15 protein-coding genes are annotated in these 17,544 nt (G+C 73.0%); 7 read left to right on the top strand and 8 right to left on the bottom strand.

The window, feature by feature from the left end:
• The first annotated feature begins 50 nt into the window (after positions 1 to 50).
• The 3 genes from AOM01_RS14725 to AOM01_RS09540 all read left to right on the top strand — a co-directional run bounded on the left by AOM01_RS14725 (position 51) and on the right by AOM01_RS09540 (position 3,528).
• Positions 51 to 971 carry a phosphodiester glycosidase family protein gene (locus AOM01_RS14725; RefSeq protein WP_062292448.1) on the top strand — a complete coding sequence of 307 codons (921 nt, stop codon included), beginning with the start codon at positions 51 to 53 and terminating at the stop codon, positions 969 to 971.
• 1 nt (position 972) lies between these two features.
• The gene (locus tag AOM01_RS09545) at positions 973 to 2,088 is read left to right on the top strand and encodes a glycosyltransferase (protein WP_062292445.1); all 1,116 of its coding nucleotides are present in this window, start codon (positions 973 to 975) and stop codon (positions 2,086 to 2,088) included.
• Positions 2,089 to 2,169: 81 nt separating this feature from the next.
• The gene (locus AOM01_RS09540) at positions 2,170 to 3,528 is read left to right on the top strand and encodes a pyridoxal phosphate-dependent decarboxylase family protein (protein WP_062292441.1); all 1,359 of its coding nucleotides are present in this window, start codon (positions 2,170 to 2,172) and stop codon (positions 3,526 to 3,528) included.
• Positions 3,529 to 3,681: 153 nt separating this feature from the next.
• Here AOM01_RS09540 and AOM01_RS09535 read toward each other — a convergent pair whose 3' ends face one another.
• Both AOM01_RS09535 and AOM01_RS09530 read right to left on the bottom strand, forming a co-directional pair.
• Positions 3,682 to 4,899, bottom strand: coding sequence for a cobalamin-independent methionine synthase II family protein (locus AOM01_RS09535; RefSeq protein ID WP_174441890.1), 1,218 nt, complete (start codon positions 4,897 to 4,899; stop codon positions 3,682 to 3,684).
• Positions 4,900 to 5,065: 166 nt separating this feature from the next.
• A complete protein-coding gene (locus AOM01_RS09530) occupies positions 5,066 to 6,235 on the bottom strand; it encodes an aminotransferase class I/II-fold pyridoxal phosphate-dependent enzyme (RefSeq protein WP_062292438.1) in 1,170 nt (389 codons plus the stop codon).
• 154 nt (positions 6,236 to 6,389) lie between these two features.
• On the opposite strand from AOM01_RS09530, the gene AOM01_RS09525 reads away from it, so the two are divergent.
• Entirely contained in the window at positions 6,390 to 7,028 is a 639-nt protein-coding gene (locus AOM01_RS09525) for a Pr6Pr family membrane protein (RefSeq protein WP_156155924.1), read from the top strand.
• A gap of 102 nt (positions 7,029 to 7,130) precedes the next feature.
• Complete coding sequence (gene gad, locus AOM01_RS09520; protein WP_082110144.1) at positions 7,131 to 8,516, top strand: glutamate decarboxylase; 1,386 nt, start codon at positions 7,131 to 7,133, stop codon at positions 8,514 to 8,516.
• Positions 8,517 to 8,525: 9 nt separating this feature from the next.
• On the opposite strand, the gene AOM01_RS09515 is transcribed toward gad, so the two are convergent.
• Positions 8,526 to 9,194: a hypothetical protein gene (locus tag AOM01_RS09515; protein ID WP_062292433.1), complete on the bottom strand. Its 669-nt coding sequence runs from the start codon at positions 9,192 to 9,194 to the stop codon at positions 8,526 to 8,528.
• A 172-nt stretch (positions 9,195 to 9,366) separates the two neighbouring features.
• Here AOM01_RS09515 and AOM01_RS09510 point away from each other — a divergent pair, with 172 nt between their 5' ends.
• Positions 9,367 to 10,248, top strand: coding sequence for a C40 family peptidase (locus AOM01_RS09510; protein ID WP_062292430.1), 882 nt, complete (start codon positions 9,367 to 9,369; stop codon positions 10,246 to 10,248).
• Here the strand turns inward: AOM01_RS09510 and AOM01_RS09505 are convergent.
• Positions 10,245 to 10,865, bottom strand: coding sequence for a GyrI-like domain-containing protein (locus AOM01_RS09505; protein ID WP_062292427.1), 621 nt, complete (start codon positions 10,863 to 10,865; stop codon positions 10,245 to 10,247). The genes AOM01_RS09510 and AOM01_RS09505 overlap by 4 nt on opposite strands.
• 61 nt (positions 10,866 to 10,926) lie before the next feature.
• On the opposite strand from AOM01_RS09505, the gene AOM01_RS09500 reads away from it, so the two are divergent.
• Entirely contained in the window at positions 10,927 to 11,829 is a 903-nt protein-coding gene (locus AOM01_RS09500; RefSeq protein WP_062292424.1) for an aldose 1-epimerase family protein, read from the top strand.
• Here AOM01_RS09500 and AOM01_RS09495 read toward each other — a convergent pair.
• The 4 genes from AOM01_RS09495 to AOM01_RS09480 form a co-directional block, all read right to left on the bottom strand.
• Positions 11,816 to 13,690, bottom strand: coding sequence for a hypothetical protein (locus AOM01_RS09495; RefSeq protein WP_156155922.1), 1,875 nt, complete (start codon positions 13,688 to 13,690; stop codon positions 11,816 to 11,818). The genes AOM01_RS09500 and AOM01_RS09495 overlap by 14 nt on opposite strands.
• The gene (locus AOM01_RS09490) at positions 13,687 to 16,518 is read right to left on the bottom strand and encodes an MMPL family transporter (protein ID WP_062292417.1); all 2,832 of its coding nucleotides are present in this window, start codon (positions 16,516 to 16,518) and stop codon (positions 13,687 to 13,689) included. Before AOM01_RS09490 ends, AOM01_RS09495 begins: the two co-directional genes overlap by 4 nt.
• A 129-nt stretch (positions 16,519 to 16,647) precedes the next feature.
• Positions 16,648 to 16,929 carry a hypothetical protein gene (locus tag AOM01_RS09485; protein WP_062292415.1) on the bottom strand — a complete coding sequence of 94 codons (282 nt, stop codon included), beginning with the start codon at positions 16,927 to 16,929 and terminating at the stop codon, positions 16,648 to 16,650.
• Positions 16,930 to 16,933: 4 nt separating this feature from the next.
• Entirely contained in the window at positions 16,934 to 17,446 is a 513-nt protein-coding gene (locus AOM01_RS09480; RefSeq protein WP_062292412.1) for an LURP-one-related/scramblase family protein, read from the bottom strand.
• Positions 17,447 to 17,544: the final 98 nt, after the last annotated feature.

Below are 17,544 nucleotides of genomic sequence, written 5' to 3'. Positions count from 1 at the left end.
CCCAGCCCGCTCGCGGGGAATCGGCCAGGCGACGTCCGTAGTTTCACCGCATGACCACCGACGCCCCCACCCGTCCCCGCCGCCTCCGTCGGCGCATCGTCGCCGCCACCGCCGCCGTGCTGCTCGCCCTGTCGGCCATCACCGCATGGGCGCTCAACCGCTACGTCATCGACCACGTCGAGGTCGCGCACGCGTCCGCGTACGAGGCGCAGGTCGCCGCGGCCACCCAGGCTGACGACGCGGACGACGCCGACGCCCCGCAGATCACGCTGACCCAGGAGACGTACGGCTCGGGCGACGGCCAGGCGACCTACTACGTCGCCGACGTGGTGCTGAGCGACATCACGCAGTTGCGCTCGGCCTTCGCGGACGACGCGTTCGGCGAGAACATCACCGCGGATCCGTCGGACATCGCCGCGCAGGTGGGTGCGGCACTCGCGATCAACGGCGACTACTACGGCTTCCGGACCACGGGCATCGAGATCCGCAACGGCGTGATCTACCGCGACGAGCCCGCCCGGACCGGCGCGGTCATCTATGCGGACGGCACCATGGACGTCTACGACGAGACGACCACCAGCGCCCAGGAGCTCCTCGACGACGGCGCCTGGCAGACGCTGTCCTTCGGGCCCGCGCTGGTCGACGACGGCGCGGTGGTCGAGGGCATCGACCAGGTCGAGGTCGACACCAACGTCGGCAACCACTCCATCCAGGGCGACCAGCCGCGCACCGCGATCGGGATGATCGACGCGAACCACTACGTGTTCGTCGTGGTGGACGGGCGGTCGAGCGAGAGCGCGGGAGTCACCCTCGACGAGCTCGCGCAGATCATGATCGACCTGGGCGCGACCGAGGCGTACAACCTCGATGGCGGCGGCTCCTCCACGATGGTGAGCGACGGCAGCGTGATCAACGTGCCCGGCGGATCGGGCCAGGAGCGAGGCACGTCGGACATCCTCTGGGTCGGCTGACATGTGGATCCTGATCCCCGCATACGAGCCCGACGCGCGGATGGTCGCGCTGGTCGAGGACCTGTCGCGCGGCGGGTGGCGGGTGCTCGTGGTCGACGACGGCTCGGGGCCCCGCTTCGCGCGGCCGTTCGACCAGGTGGCCTCGCGCGGCGCGGTCGTGCTCCGCCACGGCGCCAACCACGGGAAGGCGGCGGCCTTGCGCACGGGCTTCGCGTGGCTGCTCCGGCACGCGCCTGGCGAGCCGGTGGTGTGCGCCGACAGCGACGGCCAGCACACCGCGACCGACATCGCACTCGTGGCCGACGCGCTTGCCCGCCGCGCGGACGGGGGCTTGGACGATGCCGTGGTGCTGGGCGTCCGGGCGTTCACCGGCGAGGTGCCGTTCCGGTCGCGCCTGGGGAACAGGGCGACCACCGCGATGCTGGCGGCGGTGACCGGCAGGCGGATCTCCGACACCCAGACCGGGTTGCGCGGCTACCCCGCGGGACTGCTGCCGTGGGCGATGTCCGTCTCGGGCGAGCGTTTCGCGTACGAGCTCTCGCTGCTGCTCGACGCGTCCCGCCGCCACATCCCGATGGTCGAGGTCCGCGTCGGCACCGTCTACCTCGACCACAACGCGTCGTCCCACTTCCGTCCCGTGATCGACTCGGCGCGCGTGCTCGCGCCGCTCGGACTCTTCGCGGCGTCCTCGCTGCTGTGCTTCGGGATCGACGCCGCCGCCCTGATGGCGCTCGACCGGTGGACCGGTTCGCTCGCGGCTGCGGTCGTGGGCGCGCGCGTGCTCAGCGCAGGCGTGAACTTCGCGCTCAACCGCCGCGTCGTGTTCCGCGCGGGCGGTCCGGCGGCGCCGCAGGCGGTGAGATACCTCGCCCTCGCCTCCGCGCTGCTGGCCGCCAGCTATCTGTCGCTGCTGCTGCTCACCACGCTCGGCGTGCCCCTCCTGGCGGCGAAGGTCACCACGGATCTTGGACTATGGCTGCTCTCGTTCGGGGTGCAGCGCGCCGCGGTGTTCACCCACCGGCGTCAGCACGTCGTCGCAGTACCGCCCGGACGAGCGCAAGAATCTTGCGAACGGACCGTCAATACGCATGGAATCACGCCACAGACGCACGTGTGACACGCGACTCGTGCGCACCAGCGCCCATAGTCTGTCCCGGTGATCCCCCACCCCGGACCCGAGGACATCCGCCCGGAGCGCATGCACGCCGTCTCCGCCGAGAGCCACGCCATCGTCGACGCGGTGCTCGACTACTCCCGCAGGCGCGTCCTGTGGGAGGACGTGCCGCTGGACGTGCCCGCGACCCCCGCCGAGCTCGCCGGACAGGCGCCGCCGTCCATCACCGCGCGCGGGATCGGCGCGACCCGCGCGCTCGCGCTGTTCGGCGACGTGCTGGCGCCCACGTGCCTCTCGACCGACCACCCCGGCTATCTCGCGTTCATCCCGTCCGCCCCCAGCAAGGCCGCCTCCGCCTTCGACCTCGTGGTGTCAGCCTCATCGATCTACGGCGGATCGTGGCTCGAGGGCGCGGGCGCCGTCCACGCGGAGAACGAGGTGCTCGCGTGGCTCGCGGCCGAGTTCGGGCTTCCCGAGAGCGCGGGCGGGGTCTTCGTCCAGGGCGGCACCATCGGCAACCTCTCCGCGCTGGTGGCGGCGCGCGACGCGGCGCGACGCCGCAATCGCGACGCGGGCCGGCCGGATCCCGCGCGCTGGGCCGTCGTGTGCAGCGGCGAGTCGCACTCCTCGGTCGAGTCCGCGGCCGCGGTGATGGACATCGACGTCGTCGGGATCCTGCCCGATGCCGACGGCCGACTCCACGGACACGCGGTCGCCGAGGCGCTCGCGGAGCACGGGGACGCCGTGTTCGCGGTGGTCGCCACCGCGGGCACCACCAACTTCGGGATCGTCGACGACATCGCGGGCATCGCGGAGGTCACGCGCCGTCACGGCGTCTGGCTGCACATCGACGGCGCCTATGGCCTCGCCGGGATGCTGGTGCCGCGCATGCGCGCCGCGTACGCGGGCGTCGAGCACGCCGACTCGGTGATCGTCGACCCGCACAAGTGGCTGTTCGCGCCTTTCGACGCGTGCGCGCTGATCTACCGGGAGCCCGAGGTGGCGCGCCGCGCCCACACGCAGCACGCGTCGTACCTCGACACCCTGACCGACGCTCCCGAGACCAACCCGTCGGACCTGTCCGTCCAGCTCACCCGCCGCGCGCGAGGGCTGCCGCTGTGGTTCTCCCTCGCCACGTACGGCACCGACGAGTACCGGTCGGCGATCGAGCACGGCATCACGCTGGCGGCCCGCGTCGCGGACGAGATCGAGGCGCGCGACGGCCTCACCCTGGTCCGACGCCCGCAGCTGTCCGTGGTGGTGTTCCGCAAGGACGGATGGACGCGCGCGAACTACGACGCGTGGTGCGCCCGGCTGCTGGCCGACCAGCGCGCGTTCGTGGTGCCCAGCTCCCACCACGGCGAGCCGGTGCTCCGCTTCGCGATCATCAACCCGATGACCACGTTCGCGCTGCTCCGCGAGGTCCTCGACACGCTCGCGTGAGCGTCGCGCGGCCCGACCCCGCGACCGGACTCCACACGCCCGGGTCGATGTGAGGGTTCGCCCGCTGCATGTCGCGTCGCGTTCACCGTGGAACGCGACGCGACATGCAGATCCCGTGTGGAACCCGGTCGGAGGCCGGGCGCCAGCGCGACGTCAGCCGTTGAGGCGCTGCGCCGCGACGCGCGCACCCTCGCCGAGCGCGTCGAGCTTCGCCCAGGCGATCAGCGGGTGGACACGGCCGCCGAGGCCGCAGTCCGTGGACGCGACCACGTTCTCGGGCCCCACGATGTCCGCGAAGCGCAGGATGCGGTCGGCGACCAGCTCGGGGTGCTCGACCACGTTGGTGGCGTGGCTCACCACCCCGGGCAGGAGCTTCGTCCCGGCCGGGAGCTCGACGTCGCGCCACACGTTCCACTCGTGCTCATGACGGACGTTGCCCGCCTCGAAGGAGATGGAGCCGGCGTTGATCTCCGCGACCATGTCGACGATGTGGCGCAGCTCGAGGTCCGTCGTGTGCGGGCCGTGCCAGGAGCCCCAGCACAGGTGGATGCGCACCTGGTCGCGCGGCAGGCCCTCGATCGCGTGGTTGATCGCGTCGATGCGGGTGCGGATGAACGCACGGTAGTCCGCGACCGACGGCTCGGGGTTGATCTGGTCCCAGCTCTCCGCGAGCGAGGGGTCGTCGAGCTGGACGGTGAGCCCCGCATCGGTGATCGCCTTGTACTCCTCGCGCATCACGTCGGCCCACGCCCAGATGTGCTCCTCCTCGGTCGGGAAGAACGCGTTGCCGATGCGGGCCGCGGAGCCGGGGGCGAGGGACGTGATGAAGCCGGTCGACAGGCCCGCGGCGTCGAGGCCTCCCCGGAGGTTGGCGATGTCGGATGCGATCGCGTCCTGGCCACGGTAGGACAGCGGGCCCACGGCCTCGGGCCAGAACGGCGGGTCGCCGAAGAGGACGCCGGAAGTCGGGTCGAAGTACGCCTCGGCGAAGCGGACCCAGTCGCGGCGGTCCGTCATCGATGTGAGCTGGATGTTGCCCGGGCTCGAGCGGACCGGGGCGGGCGGCGGGGTGTCCCGCGACGGCAGCGCCAGGCCGGCGGTGCGCTGGAACGAGTAGGACCACCACGCGCCGAAGTCGTGCGACGCCGTCATGGCCTTGCCGTACTCGCCGTCGCCGACGATGGTGAGGCCGGCCTCCACCTGCCGCGCGACCAGGTCGGACACCGCACGGGCCGCGAGCTCGCGGTACTCGTCGGTCTGGACGAGCGTGAAGCCGTCCTCCGCGACCGCGAGGCCCTTGGTCGCCTCGACGAGCTCGGGCGAGCGCGGCAGCGAACCCGCGGTGGTGGTCTGGATGGTCAGGTCTGACATCGAGGCTCCTCTGTGCGCGGGCGTGCGGCCCGCGAGATGTGCTGGGGCGGCCCGCCGGCAATGCCCACCGGTGGTGGATCCGAGGCCTCGTTTGATGCGCGGCGGCTGGGCCATTGTGCCCGGTAGCGGAGCGGCCGGGCAAACCCGTGAGCGGCCTCGCGCACGGTCACGAAGGCGCCTCGTCGAGCAGCGCGGGGAGGGCGCGCTCGATGGTCGCAATGGTCGCCGTGAGGCTCAGGCGGATGAAGCCGGGCCGGTCGAACAGGCTGCCCGGCATCACCAGGACCGCGCGTCGCGCGAGCCGCGACGCCCACGCGTCGCCGTCGCCGTCCGGAGCCTCGACCCACAGGTAGAACGTGCCCTCCGCCCTGGCGACGCGAAGTCCCGCATCGACCAGCGCGCCGCGGAGGCGATCGCGACGCCGCTGCAGCTCCGCGACGTCGATGGACACCGTCTCGAGGTCCGGAACCGCGTACTGCATGATCGCGTCGGGGAAGCCCCAGCCGATCGCGAGCTGCGAGGGCACCAGCGCCTCGCGCAGCGCCGCGCGCTCGACCACAGGCACGCCGGGCCCGATCGCGAGGTAGCCCAGCCGCTGGCCCGGCGCGAGGAGAACCTTGCCGTAGCTGTAGTCGATGAGCGTCCACGGGTACACCTCCGCGGGGCTCGTGAACGCGATGCCGTCGAAACGGATCCGGCGGTAGGGCTCGTCGGACAGGATCCACACGCGGCGACCGATCGCCGCGGACCGCTGCTCCAGCACGACGGCGAGCGCCTCGAGCTGGTCCCGCGGGTACACGCACCCGGTGGGGTTGGCGGGCGAGTTCACCACCACGACCCGCGTCCGCTCCGAGATCGCGGCGCCGATCGCGTCGGCGTCGAGATCGAAGTCGACGGGGTCGAGCGCGACGGGCACCGGCTCCATCCCGAACATCCGGAGCATGGGCGCGTAGCAGAACCAGCCCGGCACGGGAATGATCACCTCGTCCGCCGCGTCCGCCACCAGGTGCAACGCCAGGCTGATCGCCCCGAAGGCCCCCTGCGTGAGCGCGATGTCCGCAGGCTCGACGGGGAGCCCCAGCTCGGCGCGCAACCCATGCGCGATGGCCTCCGCCGCTGCCGCCTCGTTCGTCCTGTACGCGAACCAGTCGTCGGACCGCGGCTCCAGCCGCGTACGGATCGCCTCCACCAGTCCCATCAACGGCGGCTCGTGGGGATTGCCGAAGGTGAGGTCGGCAACCCCCGGCTCGTCGGCGCGCGCACCCACCGACGCGAAGAACCCCGTCACACGGTCGATCTCATCCTTCGCGGCGCGCGCGCGTCCCGACAGCCCCATGATGCCCCCTCGCCCGGCGCGGCGCCGGGCCCCCGTCCATCCTCACCGGGGCATACGGCGACGGCAACCGGAGGCCCGAGGTGCGCCATGTGTGAGCGAAGACACGCGCGGAGGTTCTTCAAGCACGCCTAAAGATTTGGTAACGTCCGTGAGCGTGAGCAAAGACGCCACCATCCGGACGTTGCGCCTCATCGGCGCGTCCATCATCCTGTCCGCCCTCGGCTTCCAGGCCTGGGCGGACCTCACCTTCGGCACCTTCACCTGGGGCCAGCTCCCCGGCTACTTCACGCCGCTCGCCAACCTCGCGGGCATCGTCGCGCTGCTCGCCGCCGCGCGGGTCCGCCGACCGGAGCCCCGCTGGGTCACCGTGCTGCGCGTCAACTCGGCGACCTACCTGGTGGTGGTGGGCGCCGTGTACTGGATGCTGCTGGCACCCTTCACGACCCCGTACTTCCCCTGGGCGAACGCGATCCTTCACGGCGGATCGGGCCTCATCCTGGTGGCCGACTGGGTTCTGATCGGGGGACGCCGGCGCCTGCCGATGGGCACGCTGTGGAGCGTCCTCGCACTGCCGGCGATCTGGGTGTCCTACCTGCTGTTCCGCGCCTTCCTCGACGGGTGGGTGCCGTATCCGTTCCTCGACCCGGCCCGCGGTGCGGCGGCGATCCTCGCCACGCTCGGCGCCATCGCCGCGGTGGGCCTCGCGGTGTCGGGACTCCTGCGCGTGCTGGTTGTCCTGCGCCCCGCAACGTTCTGGCCCGCCCGCGTCCCGGCGCGCGCCAGGCGCGACTGACGCGGTACCCGGCCGCGGCATCGTCCCCTCGCCCTGCGCCGCGCCCGCGCCGGGGCTACGTTGGCCGAGAAGGGCCCGCCGCCCGGGCCGAGGGGAGCAGCCATGACCACCGCACCCGGCAGCCGTGACGGCGAGGTCACCTCGCCCCCGGGGTTCACCAACGACTACGACGACTTCGCAGAGCCCTGGTTCACGCTCCCACCCGGAAGCATGGCGCCCGAGCTGGCCTACCAGATCGTGCACGACGAGGCGATGCTCGACGGCAACGCGCGCCTCAACCTCGCGACGTTCGTGGGCACCTGGATGGACGAGCACGCCAACCGCCTGTACGCGCAGACGTTCGACAAGAACATGATCGACAAGGACGAGTACCCCAAGACCGCCGAGATCGAGACGCGGTGCTGGCGCATCCTCGCGGACCTGTGGCACGCGCCGGACCCGGAGCGCAGCATCGGCACCTCGACAATCGGCTCGTCGGAGGCCGCCATGCTCGCGGGGCTCGCGCTCATGCGCCGGTGGCGGGCGCGCCGGCGCGCGGCGGGCCGGCCCACGGACCGGCCGAACCTCATCATGAGCGCCGCCGTCCAGGTGTGCTGGGAGAAGTTCTGCAACTACTGGGACATCGAGGCGCGCCTGGTGCCGGTGTCGCTCGCCCACCCGACGCTGGACGGGCACGACCTCGCGGGCTACGTCGACGAGAACACCATCGGCGTGGTCGCGATCATGGGCGTCACCTACACCGGCGCCTACGAGCCGGTCGAGGCGATCGCCCGCGCGCTGGACCGCATCCAGGCGGACACCGGTCTCGACGTCCCGATCCACATCGACGGCGCGTCCGGCGCCATGGTCGCGCCGTTCATCCAGCCCGACATCGCCTGGGACTTCCGCGTGGACAGGGTGGTGTCGATCAACACGTCGGGCCACAAGTACGGGCTCGTGTACCCGGGCCTGGGATGGGTGGTGTGGCGCACCGAGGAGCATCTGCCTGACGACATGGTCTTCAGGGTCAGCTACCTCGGCGGCGACATGCCGACGCTCGCGCTCAACTTCTCGCGCCCGGGCGCCCAGGTGCTGCTCCAGTACTACCTGTTCCTCCGGCTCGGCTTCGAGGGCTACCGCGCGGTCCACTCGCACACCCGCGACGTGGCGCTGTACGTGTCGGGCGAGATCGCGCGCATGGGGCCGTTCGAGCTGGTGAGCGACGGCAGCGACATCCCGGTGTTCGCGTGGCGCCTCAAGGAGGGGCACACGGACAACTGGACGCTCTATCACCTGTCAGACCGGCTGCGCGCCCGCGGATGGCAGGTGCCCGCCTACCCGATGCCCGAGGACCTCCAGGACGTCACGGTGCAGAGGATCGTGGTGCGCCGCGGCCGGCGCTCCGCCGCCCGGGACTTCCTCGAGGACTTCCGCGCGTGCGTGGAGTACCTCGACAGCCTCGATGGGCCCATCCCCGTCGAGCGCACCGGGTCCGCGTTCCACCACTGACCCGCCGGGTCAGCCGGCGGGCGCGACCTCCGCCGTGGCGCCCGGCCGGACCAGCACGGCCGCGGCGAGGAAGCACAGCGCGCCCACGAAGGTGCCGAGGTTCGCCCAGAGCAGGCTGACGAACGAGCCCGTCTCCGGAACCACGTACGCCCCGATCGCGGACACGCCGAACGCGACCGAACCCGCCATCCCGAGCCAGGCCGCCTCGGGGGTGCGGGCCCGGACGTGCCAGAGCTCGTGGCGGCGACGGGCGGCACCGAGCGCCAGCGCGCCGGACACCAGGAACGCGAGCGAGCCCCACGCGTTGGACCGCCAGCCGATCCCGACCGCGTCCGGCTGACGCAGCGCCGCCGCCAGGGCCGCGAAGGTGCTGACGTTGAAGAGCACCGTGCCGACCGACTGGACCGCGGCGGCCCACCAGTCGAGCCGGTCCGCGCGCGTCGCTCCTCCGCGCGGCAGGGAACGACCGCTCAGCAGCAGCTGGATCGCGCCCGCGACGGTGAACAGCACGGAGCCCGTGAAGAACGTCACACCGGTCGCGACCGCGCCCGCCCACTCGGCGTACCACGGGAGCGCGCCGACGGCGAAGCACAGGGACCCGAGCCCGAACCCCCACGCCTCGGCTCGCAACCGCACGTACCTGCGGGAAGAGACCCGGACGCGGGCGTGGTCGTCCATGCCTCGAGGCTAGCGAGAGAGCCGCCGGCGGGCGCGGGGACGATGCCCGGGCCGGGCGTGCGTGGCGCCTCTCCGGGGCCGCCGACACGCCCGCGAGGGCCTCCTGGCCTCGCGGGCCGTGATCAATTTGTTATCTTCGTGCGAGTTGTTCAAGGAGTTTCCGTTGTTCCGTATGCACTCGCCGTTCCACCGTCCCACCCACCGCAGGGCCTCCGCCGCCGTCGCCGGCGGCGCCCTCACGATCGGCTACGCGACCGCCGCCTTCGCGTCTCCCGCGTCGGGCAGCACGCCCGCCGAGGCTCCGGCCCAGGAGCAGGTCCGGGCGTCCGCGGCCATCGTGTCGCCCATCGAGGCGTCCGACGATGCTCGATGGGGCGCGCATGAGATCGCCGACGTCGAGGTGACCCCGCTGTGGGAGCAGCCCTCCTGGATCAGGAAGGCGCGAGGGCGCGCCGACGACCCCGAGGTGGTGACCGCCGCCGCGGTCAACCTCCGCTCCGAGGCCTCGGTCGACGCGGAGGCCTTCACCGTGCTGCCGGAGGGCGCGGAGCTGGGCACGGACGCCGACCCGGTCACCGACGGCGACTTCACCCTCGTCTACACCGAGGACGGCCTCACCGGCTACATCGCGACCCGCCTGCTCGACGACTATGCGCCGGCGGCGACCGAGACCAGCAGCAGCACCGTGACCGCCTCGGGTTCGTCTCCGGCGGAGGTGTCCGCGTACGCGAGCTCGATCACGGCGGCCGCGCTGTCGCGCGTCGGGTCGACGTACGCGTATGGCGGCTCCGGCCCCACCGTGTTCGACTGCTCCGGCCTGGTCTCCTGGGCGTACGCGCAGGTCGGCAAGAGCCTGCCGCACTCCTCGAGCGCGATCCGCGCCGTCGGGACCGTGATCTCGTCCTCGGAGGCCCGGCCCGGCGACGTCATCTGGTCGCCCGGCCACGTCTCCATCTACCTGGGCAACGGCCAGCAGGTCGAGGCCCTCAACCCGGGGAGCGGCGTCCAGCAGACGAGCATCTGGCAGTCGAGCCCGGTCTTCCTCCGCTTCTAGGACGCCGGCTCGACGGGCTGTCGCAGGATGGTGCGCCGGCGTTCCGGCGCCGTGCGCCTCATGTCGCTCAGGTAGATCTCGTGGTGACAGCCGGTGGGACGCAGGCCGTGCGCGGGAAGGAACTCGTCGTGGAGGCGCGCGAGCAACGGGCCCTCGTCGTCGAACGAGCCGACGTGAAGCGTCTGGACGCAGCGCCCCTCCACGAGCGCCGCGACGCGGACGTCCTCCAGCCGCGCAGGTGCCCCCTTGACCTCGAGCGTCCGTCGGGCCGCCTCGATGAGATCCGGCTCGATCCACTCGGGGATCATCACCATGAGGGTCCACGACCACGCCGCCTTGTCGCGCGAGACGAACGCCGTCGGATCCTCGGCCCACCACAGCCCCTCGAGCGGCATCACCACATGGTCGCGCCCCAGCTCGCGTCGGCTCGCGAACTTCACGGCATACGCGAGCGGGAACAGCGCCCCGACGCCCGAGGAGAAGTCGGGCGAGACGTTCGGGTCGCCCGCGCCGTCCACCATGAGGTACCGGGCCGCGGGGACGTCGAGCACGCGGAGCTCTCCGCGCCGCGCACGATAGCCGTCGAGCGTGCGCTTGAGGTCGACCTTGGGCTCCACCCGCCCAGTCAAGCATCGTCCGGGTCGAGGGTCCCGGTGCGGAGGAGGTAGTTTCTTCGGCATGAGCCACGTGTCCGGAGACCAGATCACCATCGCGCACGGCGACGCCGTCGCCACCATCGCCACCGTCGGCGCCGCGCTCCGCGAGCACGCGGTCGGCGGACGTGATGTGGTGGTGCCCTTCGGTGCCGACGAGATCGCACCCGCGTACCACGGCATGGTGCTCGCACCGTGGCCCAACCGCTTGCGTGACGGGCGCTACGCGTTCGGCGGCCGCGACCTGCAGGTGCCCCTGTCCGAGCCGGGCCGCGGCGTCGCCCTCCACGGGCTCGTGTGCTGGGACCGCTGGGAGGTCGCGGAGTCGACCTCGAGCTCCGTCACCCTCGCGCTCGACCTTCCCGCCAGCCCGGGCTACCCCTTCCAGCTGTCCCTCGCGACGTCCTACTCGCTGGCCGCGGACGGGCTGACCATCACGACGACCGCCCGCAACACGGGCGCGGAGCCGCTCCCGTACGGCGTGGGCTTCCACCCGTGGTTCGCGCCGGGCGGGACCCCTCTCGACGAGTGCACGCTGCAGCTCGACGCGGCCTCCCGCGTGACGGTCGATGAGCGCCTCCTGCCGGCGTCCGAGATCCCGGTCGACGGCGACTACGACCTGCGCGAGGCCCGCTCGCTCCGGGGCGTCGCCTTCGACGACGCCTGGGTCGACCCCATCCTCGATGCGGACCGGCGCTCCTGGGCGCGGCTCGGCTGGGCGGATGGCACGTCGGTGGGCATCTGGGCCGACTCGGAGGCGACGGCGTGGCAGGTCTGCACCGGCGACGAGGTTCCCGGCGTGCGCCGCGCGGGCGTGGCGATCGAGCCGATGTCCTGCATCGCGGATGCGTTCAGGACGGGCGAGCGGCTCGTCACGCTCGACCCCGGCACGAGCCACACGCTGGCCTGGGGCATCACGCTCGGCTGACGTCGGGCGCACGGCGCCGGGCGATCCCGCCCAGGACCAGCAGCGCCGACGTGGCGGTCACCACGCCGAGCGCCACCAGCGGGCCCGGCGCGTCCCCCACCCCGAGGGCGGCACCCATCACGCGCCGCGCCATGTGCACGGGCAGGACGCCGTCGATACCGTGCACCACCGCAGGGACGGTCGACGACGTGCCGGCCGCCAGCGCGACGGTCGCGATCGCCACGGCGACCCACCTGCCCACGCCGCCGAAGGCGGCGGCGAGCGCCTGATTCGCGAGCGCGAGCACCGCGCCCGCGAGGGTGGCGGCCGCGACGAACCACGCCCGCTGCCCCGCCGCGACGTCGACGAAGCCTGCGACCGCGGCCCCGACAAGGAGTCCCTGGATCGCTCCCAACGCCACGGTGGGGCCGGCGGCGCGCGCCGCCACCGTAGGCGTGGCGACGGCGGTGGTGAGCCAGCGTCGTGGGACGGCACGCCGACCCAGCGCGATCGCGATCCCCCCGATCCACAGGCCCACCGCGGCGAACAGCGGGACCGACACGATCCCGTCCGGGGCCGCCGAGACGTCGGTCAGCACGGGCCGCGCGGCCACGGTCGAGAGTGTGGCGATGCCTCGGCTCCCGTACGAGGGGATCTGGGTCACCGCCTCCTCGAGACCGTCGGACAGCTGCCGTGCGCCCTCGTCGGCCGAGGCCGCCCCCGACGCCAGCCGGTCCGCCCCGGCAGCGACGTCGGCACCCCCGGTGGCGGCGTCCTCCGCCCCGGCCGCGACCTCGTCGGCACCCGCGTCCGCCCCGTCGACGCCCGCGACCAGGGCGGGCATGCCCGCGGCGAGCTCGGTGTTGCCCACCGCGACCGCGTCCGCTCCGCGCGCCAGGGTCGCCACCGCATCGGCTGCCGCGCTCGTCCTCTCGGCGAGCGCGGTGGCGCGCGTGCAACCTGGCTGCCGTGGCCTGTCGCAGAGGTCCGCCGCGAGCGCGGCGACGGTCGCCGCGCTGGCCGCGAGGATCGCCGCCTCGCCGTCGAGCGCACCCGCCACCTCCGCCGCGCCGGTGGCGAGCTGAGTCGTCTCCGTGGGCAGGCCACCCACCGAGCCCGCGAGCGTGCCCATGCCGGCGGCCAGGTCGGCGGCGCCGGCGTCGAGGGAGTCCAGACCCCGCGACAGCTGCGTCGCACCCGTGGCCAGGTCGTCGGCCCCCGACGCGAGCGTGTCCGTACCCGACGCGAGCTGGGCCGCCCCGTCCGCCGCCTGCGCCACCGAGTCGTGGATGGTGGTGAACCCCTCGTACAGCTGCGCGAGATAGCGCGCGGTGAGCTGCGCGTCGAGGCTCGCGACCGCCGCCTGCACGACCACGTCCGTGAGGGCGGGGTCGAGGAACGCGGTCGCGGGCGTCGTGGTGACGTGGACGGTGGCGGTGACCGCGTCCTTGGCGGGACCCGACAGGGACGTCGCGTCCGCGGAGAACGAGGGCGGGATCCTCACGATCGCCGCGTAGCGTCCCGCGTCGAGGCCCTCCACCGCGTCGTCCCCGTTGGTGAGGACCCACGTGAAGCTCGGGCCGGACGGGGCCGGGCTCGCGCTGGCGTCAGGTCCCGGGTCACCGGGCGCGCCCTCGCCCGCATCGCCGCCGACGAGCGCACCGGCGAACTCCCTGCCCAGCGGGACGGTCTGGCCATCGACCTGCACCGGCTGGTCGGCGTTCACCACGGCGGCGGTCACACGCGCGAGATCGCGCGCGGGCGCCCCGAGCGCCCACGACAGCAGGACGGCGACGGCCACCGGGAGGAGCACCACCCCGACGGCCGTGGGCCACGTCCACCGCTCGGCGCCGGCGAACGGGTCGAAGGCGCGGACCGTCATGCCGGCGCCCCCGCGCTCGCACGAGCCGGCTCGCCCCACGCCACGCCCACCGCCGGCAGACCCTCGACCAGATCGGCGACGGACGCACGGTCCGTGCACGCGAGGATCCACGTGACGGGAGTCTCCCGTCCGCCGCCGGCGCCGCCCGTCGCGCGCACGAGCCCGGCGAGCTCGACGCGACGCGGTCCCGCCGGTGACAAGTCCGCGCCGTCGACCGCGAGCACCGCGACACGGCTCGACGCGATGGCGTCGAGCACGGGTGCGACCGGGTCCGCCTCCGGCGTGAGCCGCACGTATGCCGAACGGCGCCGCAGGCTCGCCGCGCGCACGGGCAGCACGAGACCGCCGACCTTGGCGAGGCCGTCGACCACCGCGGCGCGGCCGGTCAGGCCGAGCAGCACGGCGGTGCGGTCCGCCGCGCTCCCGCCCTCGACGACCATGACGTGACCGGCGGGGACGGCGACGGTGAGCTCGCTCTCGGGCGCCGCCGCGACGCGCATCCCCTCGGCGGCGATCGCGAGACCCTCACCGTCCGCCGGCCAGTTGGCGAGCGCATCCTCGACCGCGAGGTCGGCGCCCTCGATGTCGACGCGGGGCAGCAGCCGGTCGAGGGCCCGCGGGAACCACCACGCGGCATGGCCGAAGAGGGCGAGCACCGCAGGGATGAGCGTCATGCGCACCAGGAACGCGTCGCACGCGACGCCGACGGCGAGGCCGAGCGCGATCGGCTGGATCGATGCCTCTCCCCCGCGCACGAATCCGCCGAACACCGCGGTCATGATGATCGCCGCCGCCGTCACCACGCGGGCTGATCCGACGAATCCGAGGTGGATCGCGGAGCGCGGGTCGGGGCTCTGGAGATAGTGCTCGCGCATGCGGGAGACCAGGAAGACCTCGTAGTCCATGGCGAGGCCGAACAGGACCCCCATGACGATGATCGGCATGAAGCTGATGATCGAGCCCACGTGCGCGACCGACAGCGGGGTGGCGAGGTGGCCGTCGACGAACACGAGCGTCGCGACGCCGAACGCCGCCCCGATCGACAGGAGGTAGCCCAGCGCGGCGGTGATCGGGACCACGATCGACCGGAACACCATCGCGAGCAGCACCAGTGACACGCCGACCACGAGCAGCGCGAACGGCGCGAGCGCCGCGCCGAGCTGGTCGGAGATGTCGATGCCGACAGCGGTATAGCCGGTCACGGCGAGCGCGACGGCGTACTCGTCCAGCCAGTGCGGCTCCAGTGCGCGGAGCCGGTGCACGAGCCGTTCGGTCTCCTCGGAGTCCGGGGCGCCGGACGGCACCGCCTGGATGATCGCGGTGTCGCCCGTCTGGTTGGGTGTCGCGAGCACCACCTCGGCGACGCCGCGCACCCCGGCGACCTCGTCGCCGAGGTCCTGGACCAGGGTGACCGGATCGGTGCTCCGGATCACGGAGCCGGTCAGCAGCAACGGTCCGTTGAACCCGGGTCCGAAGTGCTCGGCGATGAGGTCGTACGTGACGCGTCCGGGTGCGCCCTCGGGCAGCGAGCCCGAGTCGGGCAGCGCGAGCCGGATCCCGGTCGCGGGCACGGCCGCGGCGGCGAGGACCGCCACCAGGAGCACCACCGTGAGCACGGGCCATCGGGTGGCGGCCCGCACCCAGCGCCCGAACAGCCCGCGTACCGGCGTCTCGGATGGCGGCTCTGGCTCCGGCGCCCCCGTCTCGGCCCCCTCGGACGTGGGCCCGGCCGCCGCATCGTCCTCGCCGCCGTCCTCGCCCGCGTCCTCGCCGGCGGAGCCGTCCGCCGTCGCCGCGACCGGTGGCCGGTCCCGCCTGCGCAGCACGCGTGTGCCCGCGAAGCCGAGGAGCGCCGGGGTGAGCGTGAGCCCGATCAGCGCGGCGGACGCGACGCCTGCGGCCGCGGCCGCGCCGGTGACCGTGAGGAACGGGATCCCGGCCACCGCGAGGCCCAGCAGTGCGACGATCACGGTGGTCGCCGCGAACACCACCGCGGAGCCGGCCGTCGCGATCGCGCGCGGGGCGGACTCCTCCGGGCTCATGCCGTGCCGCAGCTGGTCCTGATGCCGGCTGATCACGAACAGCGCATAGTCGACGCCGACCGCGAGACCCAGCATCACCGCGAGCAGGGGCGCCGTCGACGTGATGGTCACCCACCGGGTGACGGCGAGCACGAGCGCCACCGCGATCCCGACGCCGAGCGTCGCCGTCGCGAGCGGCATGCCCGCCGCCACGAGCGACAGGAACGTCACGGCCAGCACCGCGTACGCGATCCCCAGGCTGGTGATCTCGCTGATCCCGATGCTCGCGTCGGTCTGGGAGTACAGGGCGCCGCCCACCGCGACCTGCGAGCCCGCGGGCAGCGCGGCCTGCAGGCGGACGCCCTCGCGCTGCAGCCGCTCCGACGTCGAGGGCAGCACCTCGGGCGCCTGCACCGTCAGCTGGATCGGCACCAGCGCCGCGGAGCCGTCGGGCGCGACGTTCCCGGTGGCGGCGCCGGTGTATGGCGAGCTCGCGCCCGCCACCTGATCGACGTCCTGGATGCGGGTGACCGCGTCCTGAACGGCGGCGCGGAAGCCCTGGTCGCGCACGTCGCCGCCCGGGGGCGCGACGGCCACCAGCTGCGCGGAGGTGCCGGAGAACTGTGGGAAGGTGCGCGCGAGGGAGTCGAGCGCATCCTGCGACTCCGTGCCGGGGAAGGTGTAGCTGTTGGTGGTCCCGGTACCGATCACCGCGGACGCTCCCACGACGGCCACCAGCACCACGAGCCACGCCCCGAGCACCAGCCTACGGGCGCGGAAGGCCCACGCTCCCAGGGCGAAGAGCATCGCTGACACCGGCTCACCTCGCTCCGCTCGCACCGGCGGAGGGCGCTCCAGTGAGAGGACTCGTCACGAATGCTGCGCGTCCGTCAGGATACGACCGCCCCGCAGGAGCGGCAACGGGAACGGGTGCTCCTAGACCTCGGTGAGCGCGAGCCCGTCGATGGGGACCCGCTCCCATACCTCGAACGGGTCGTCGGCGACGGCCGCGCGCGCGAGCGGGGCGAGGCGCCGGAAGTCCTCCTCCGTTGCGAAGACGGCGAGTCCCACCAGCCGGTCCGAGCCCGCGTCGGCCAGCGTGTGGATGGACACGAGCCCGTGCTCGCCGCGGATCGCGTCGCCGTACCGGTGCATCGAGCCGATCAACGCCTCCCGATGCTCGGGATGCGGGTGGTGGATCGACATGAGCACGAACACGGGATCAGTCCCTCTCGACCCAACGGTCGACCGCCCACACCAGCGCGAACGCGAGTCCCGGCTCCACGCCCTGCCACACGTCGATCGTGTACTTGTCGCGCACGGTCAGCCACTTCTGGGTGATCTGGAGCACCACGCCGCCCTGCGCGTTGCGCACCGAGTAGTCCTTCTCGATGACGTTGCCCTCGAGGAGCCACTCCTCGCCGGACGCGAGGGTGACGTCGATCTTGTCCTTGATGAACTTGAACGCCTGCGCGTGGAGGTGCGCGACCTGGGCCCCGGACGCGTCCGTGACGTCCATCCGCTTGGGGATGCCGAGCATCTTGCCGGTGACGGTGAACAGCGTGGCACCGTCGGGCCCCTGCACCTCGGCCCTGGGGCGGGCGCCCACCTTGCCGTCGACGAAGAACAGGTCGGCCTCCGTCGCCGGGTCGAGGATGCGGAAGTCGCGCCCCATCCCGAACTTGCTCTTCATCAGGTAGCGCGTGTAGCCCTCGGGCACGTCCGGCACGGTCATGGTCTCCCCTTCCACGGTTGCGACCACCCTAGCGGCGTCCACGCGGCGGGACCAGGGACGATGCGGCGGCGCGGCTCCCTCTCAACGTCACCATATCG

The sequence above is a fragment of the Demequina phytophila genome, assembly GCF_000971135.1.
GTDB classification, from domain to species: domain Bacteria; phylum Actinomycetota; class Actinomycetes; order Actinomycetales; family Demequinaceae; genus Demequina; species Demequina phytophila.
The sequence above is the reverse complement of the archived record's forward strand: the minus strand, read 5'-3'. Positions and strand labels throughout refer to the sequence as shown.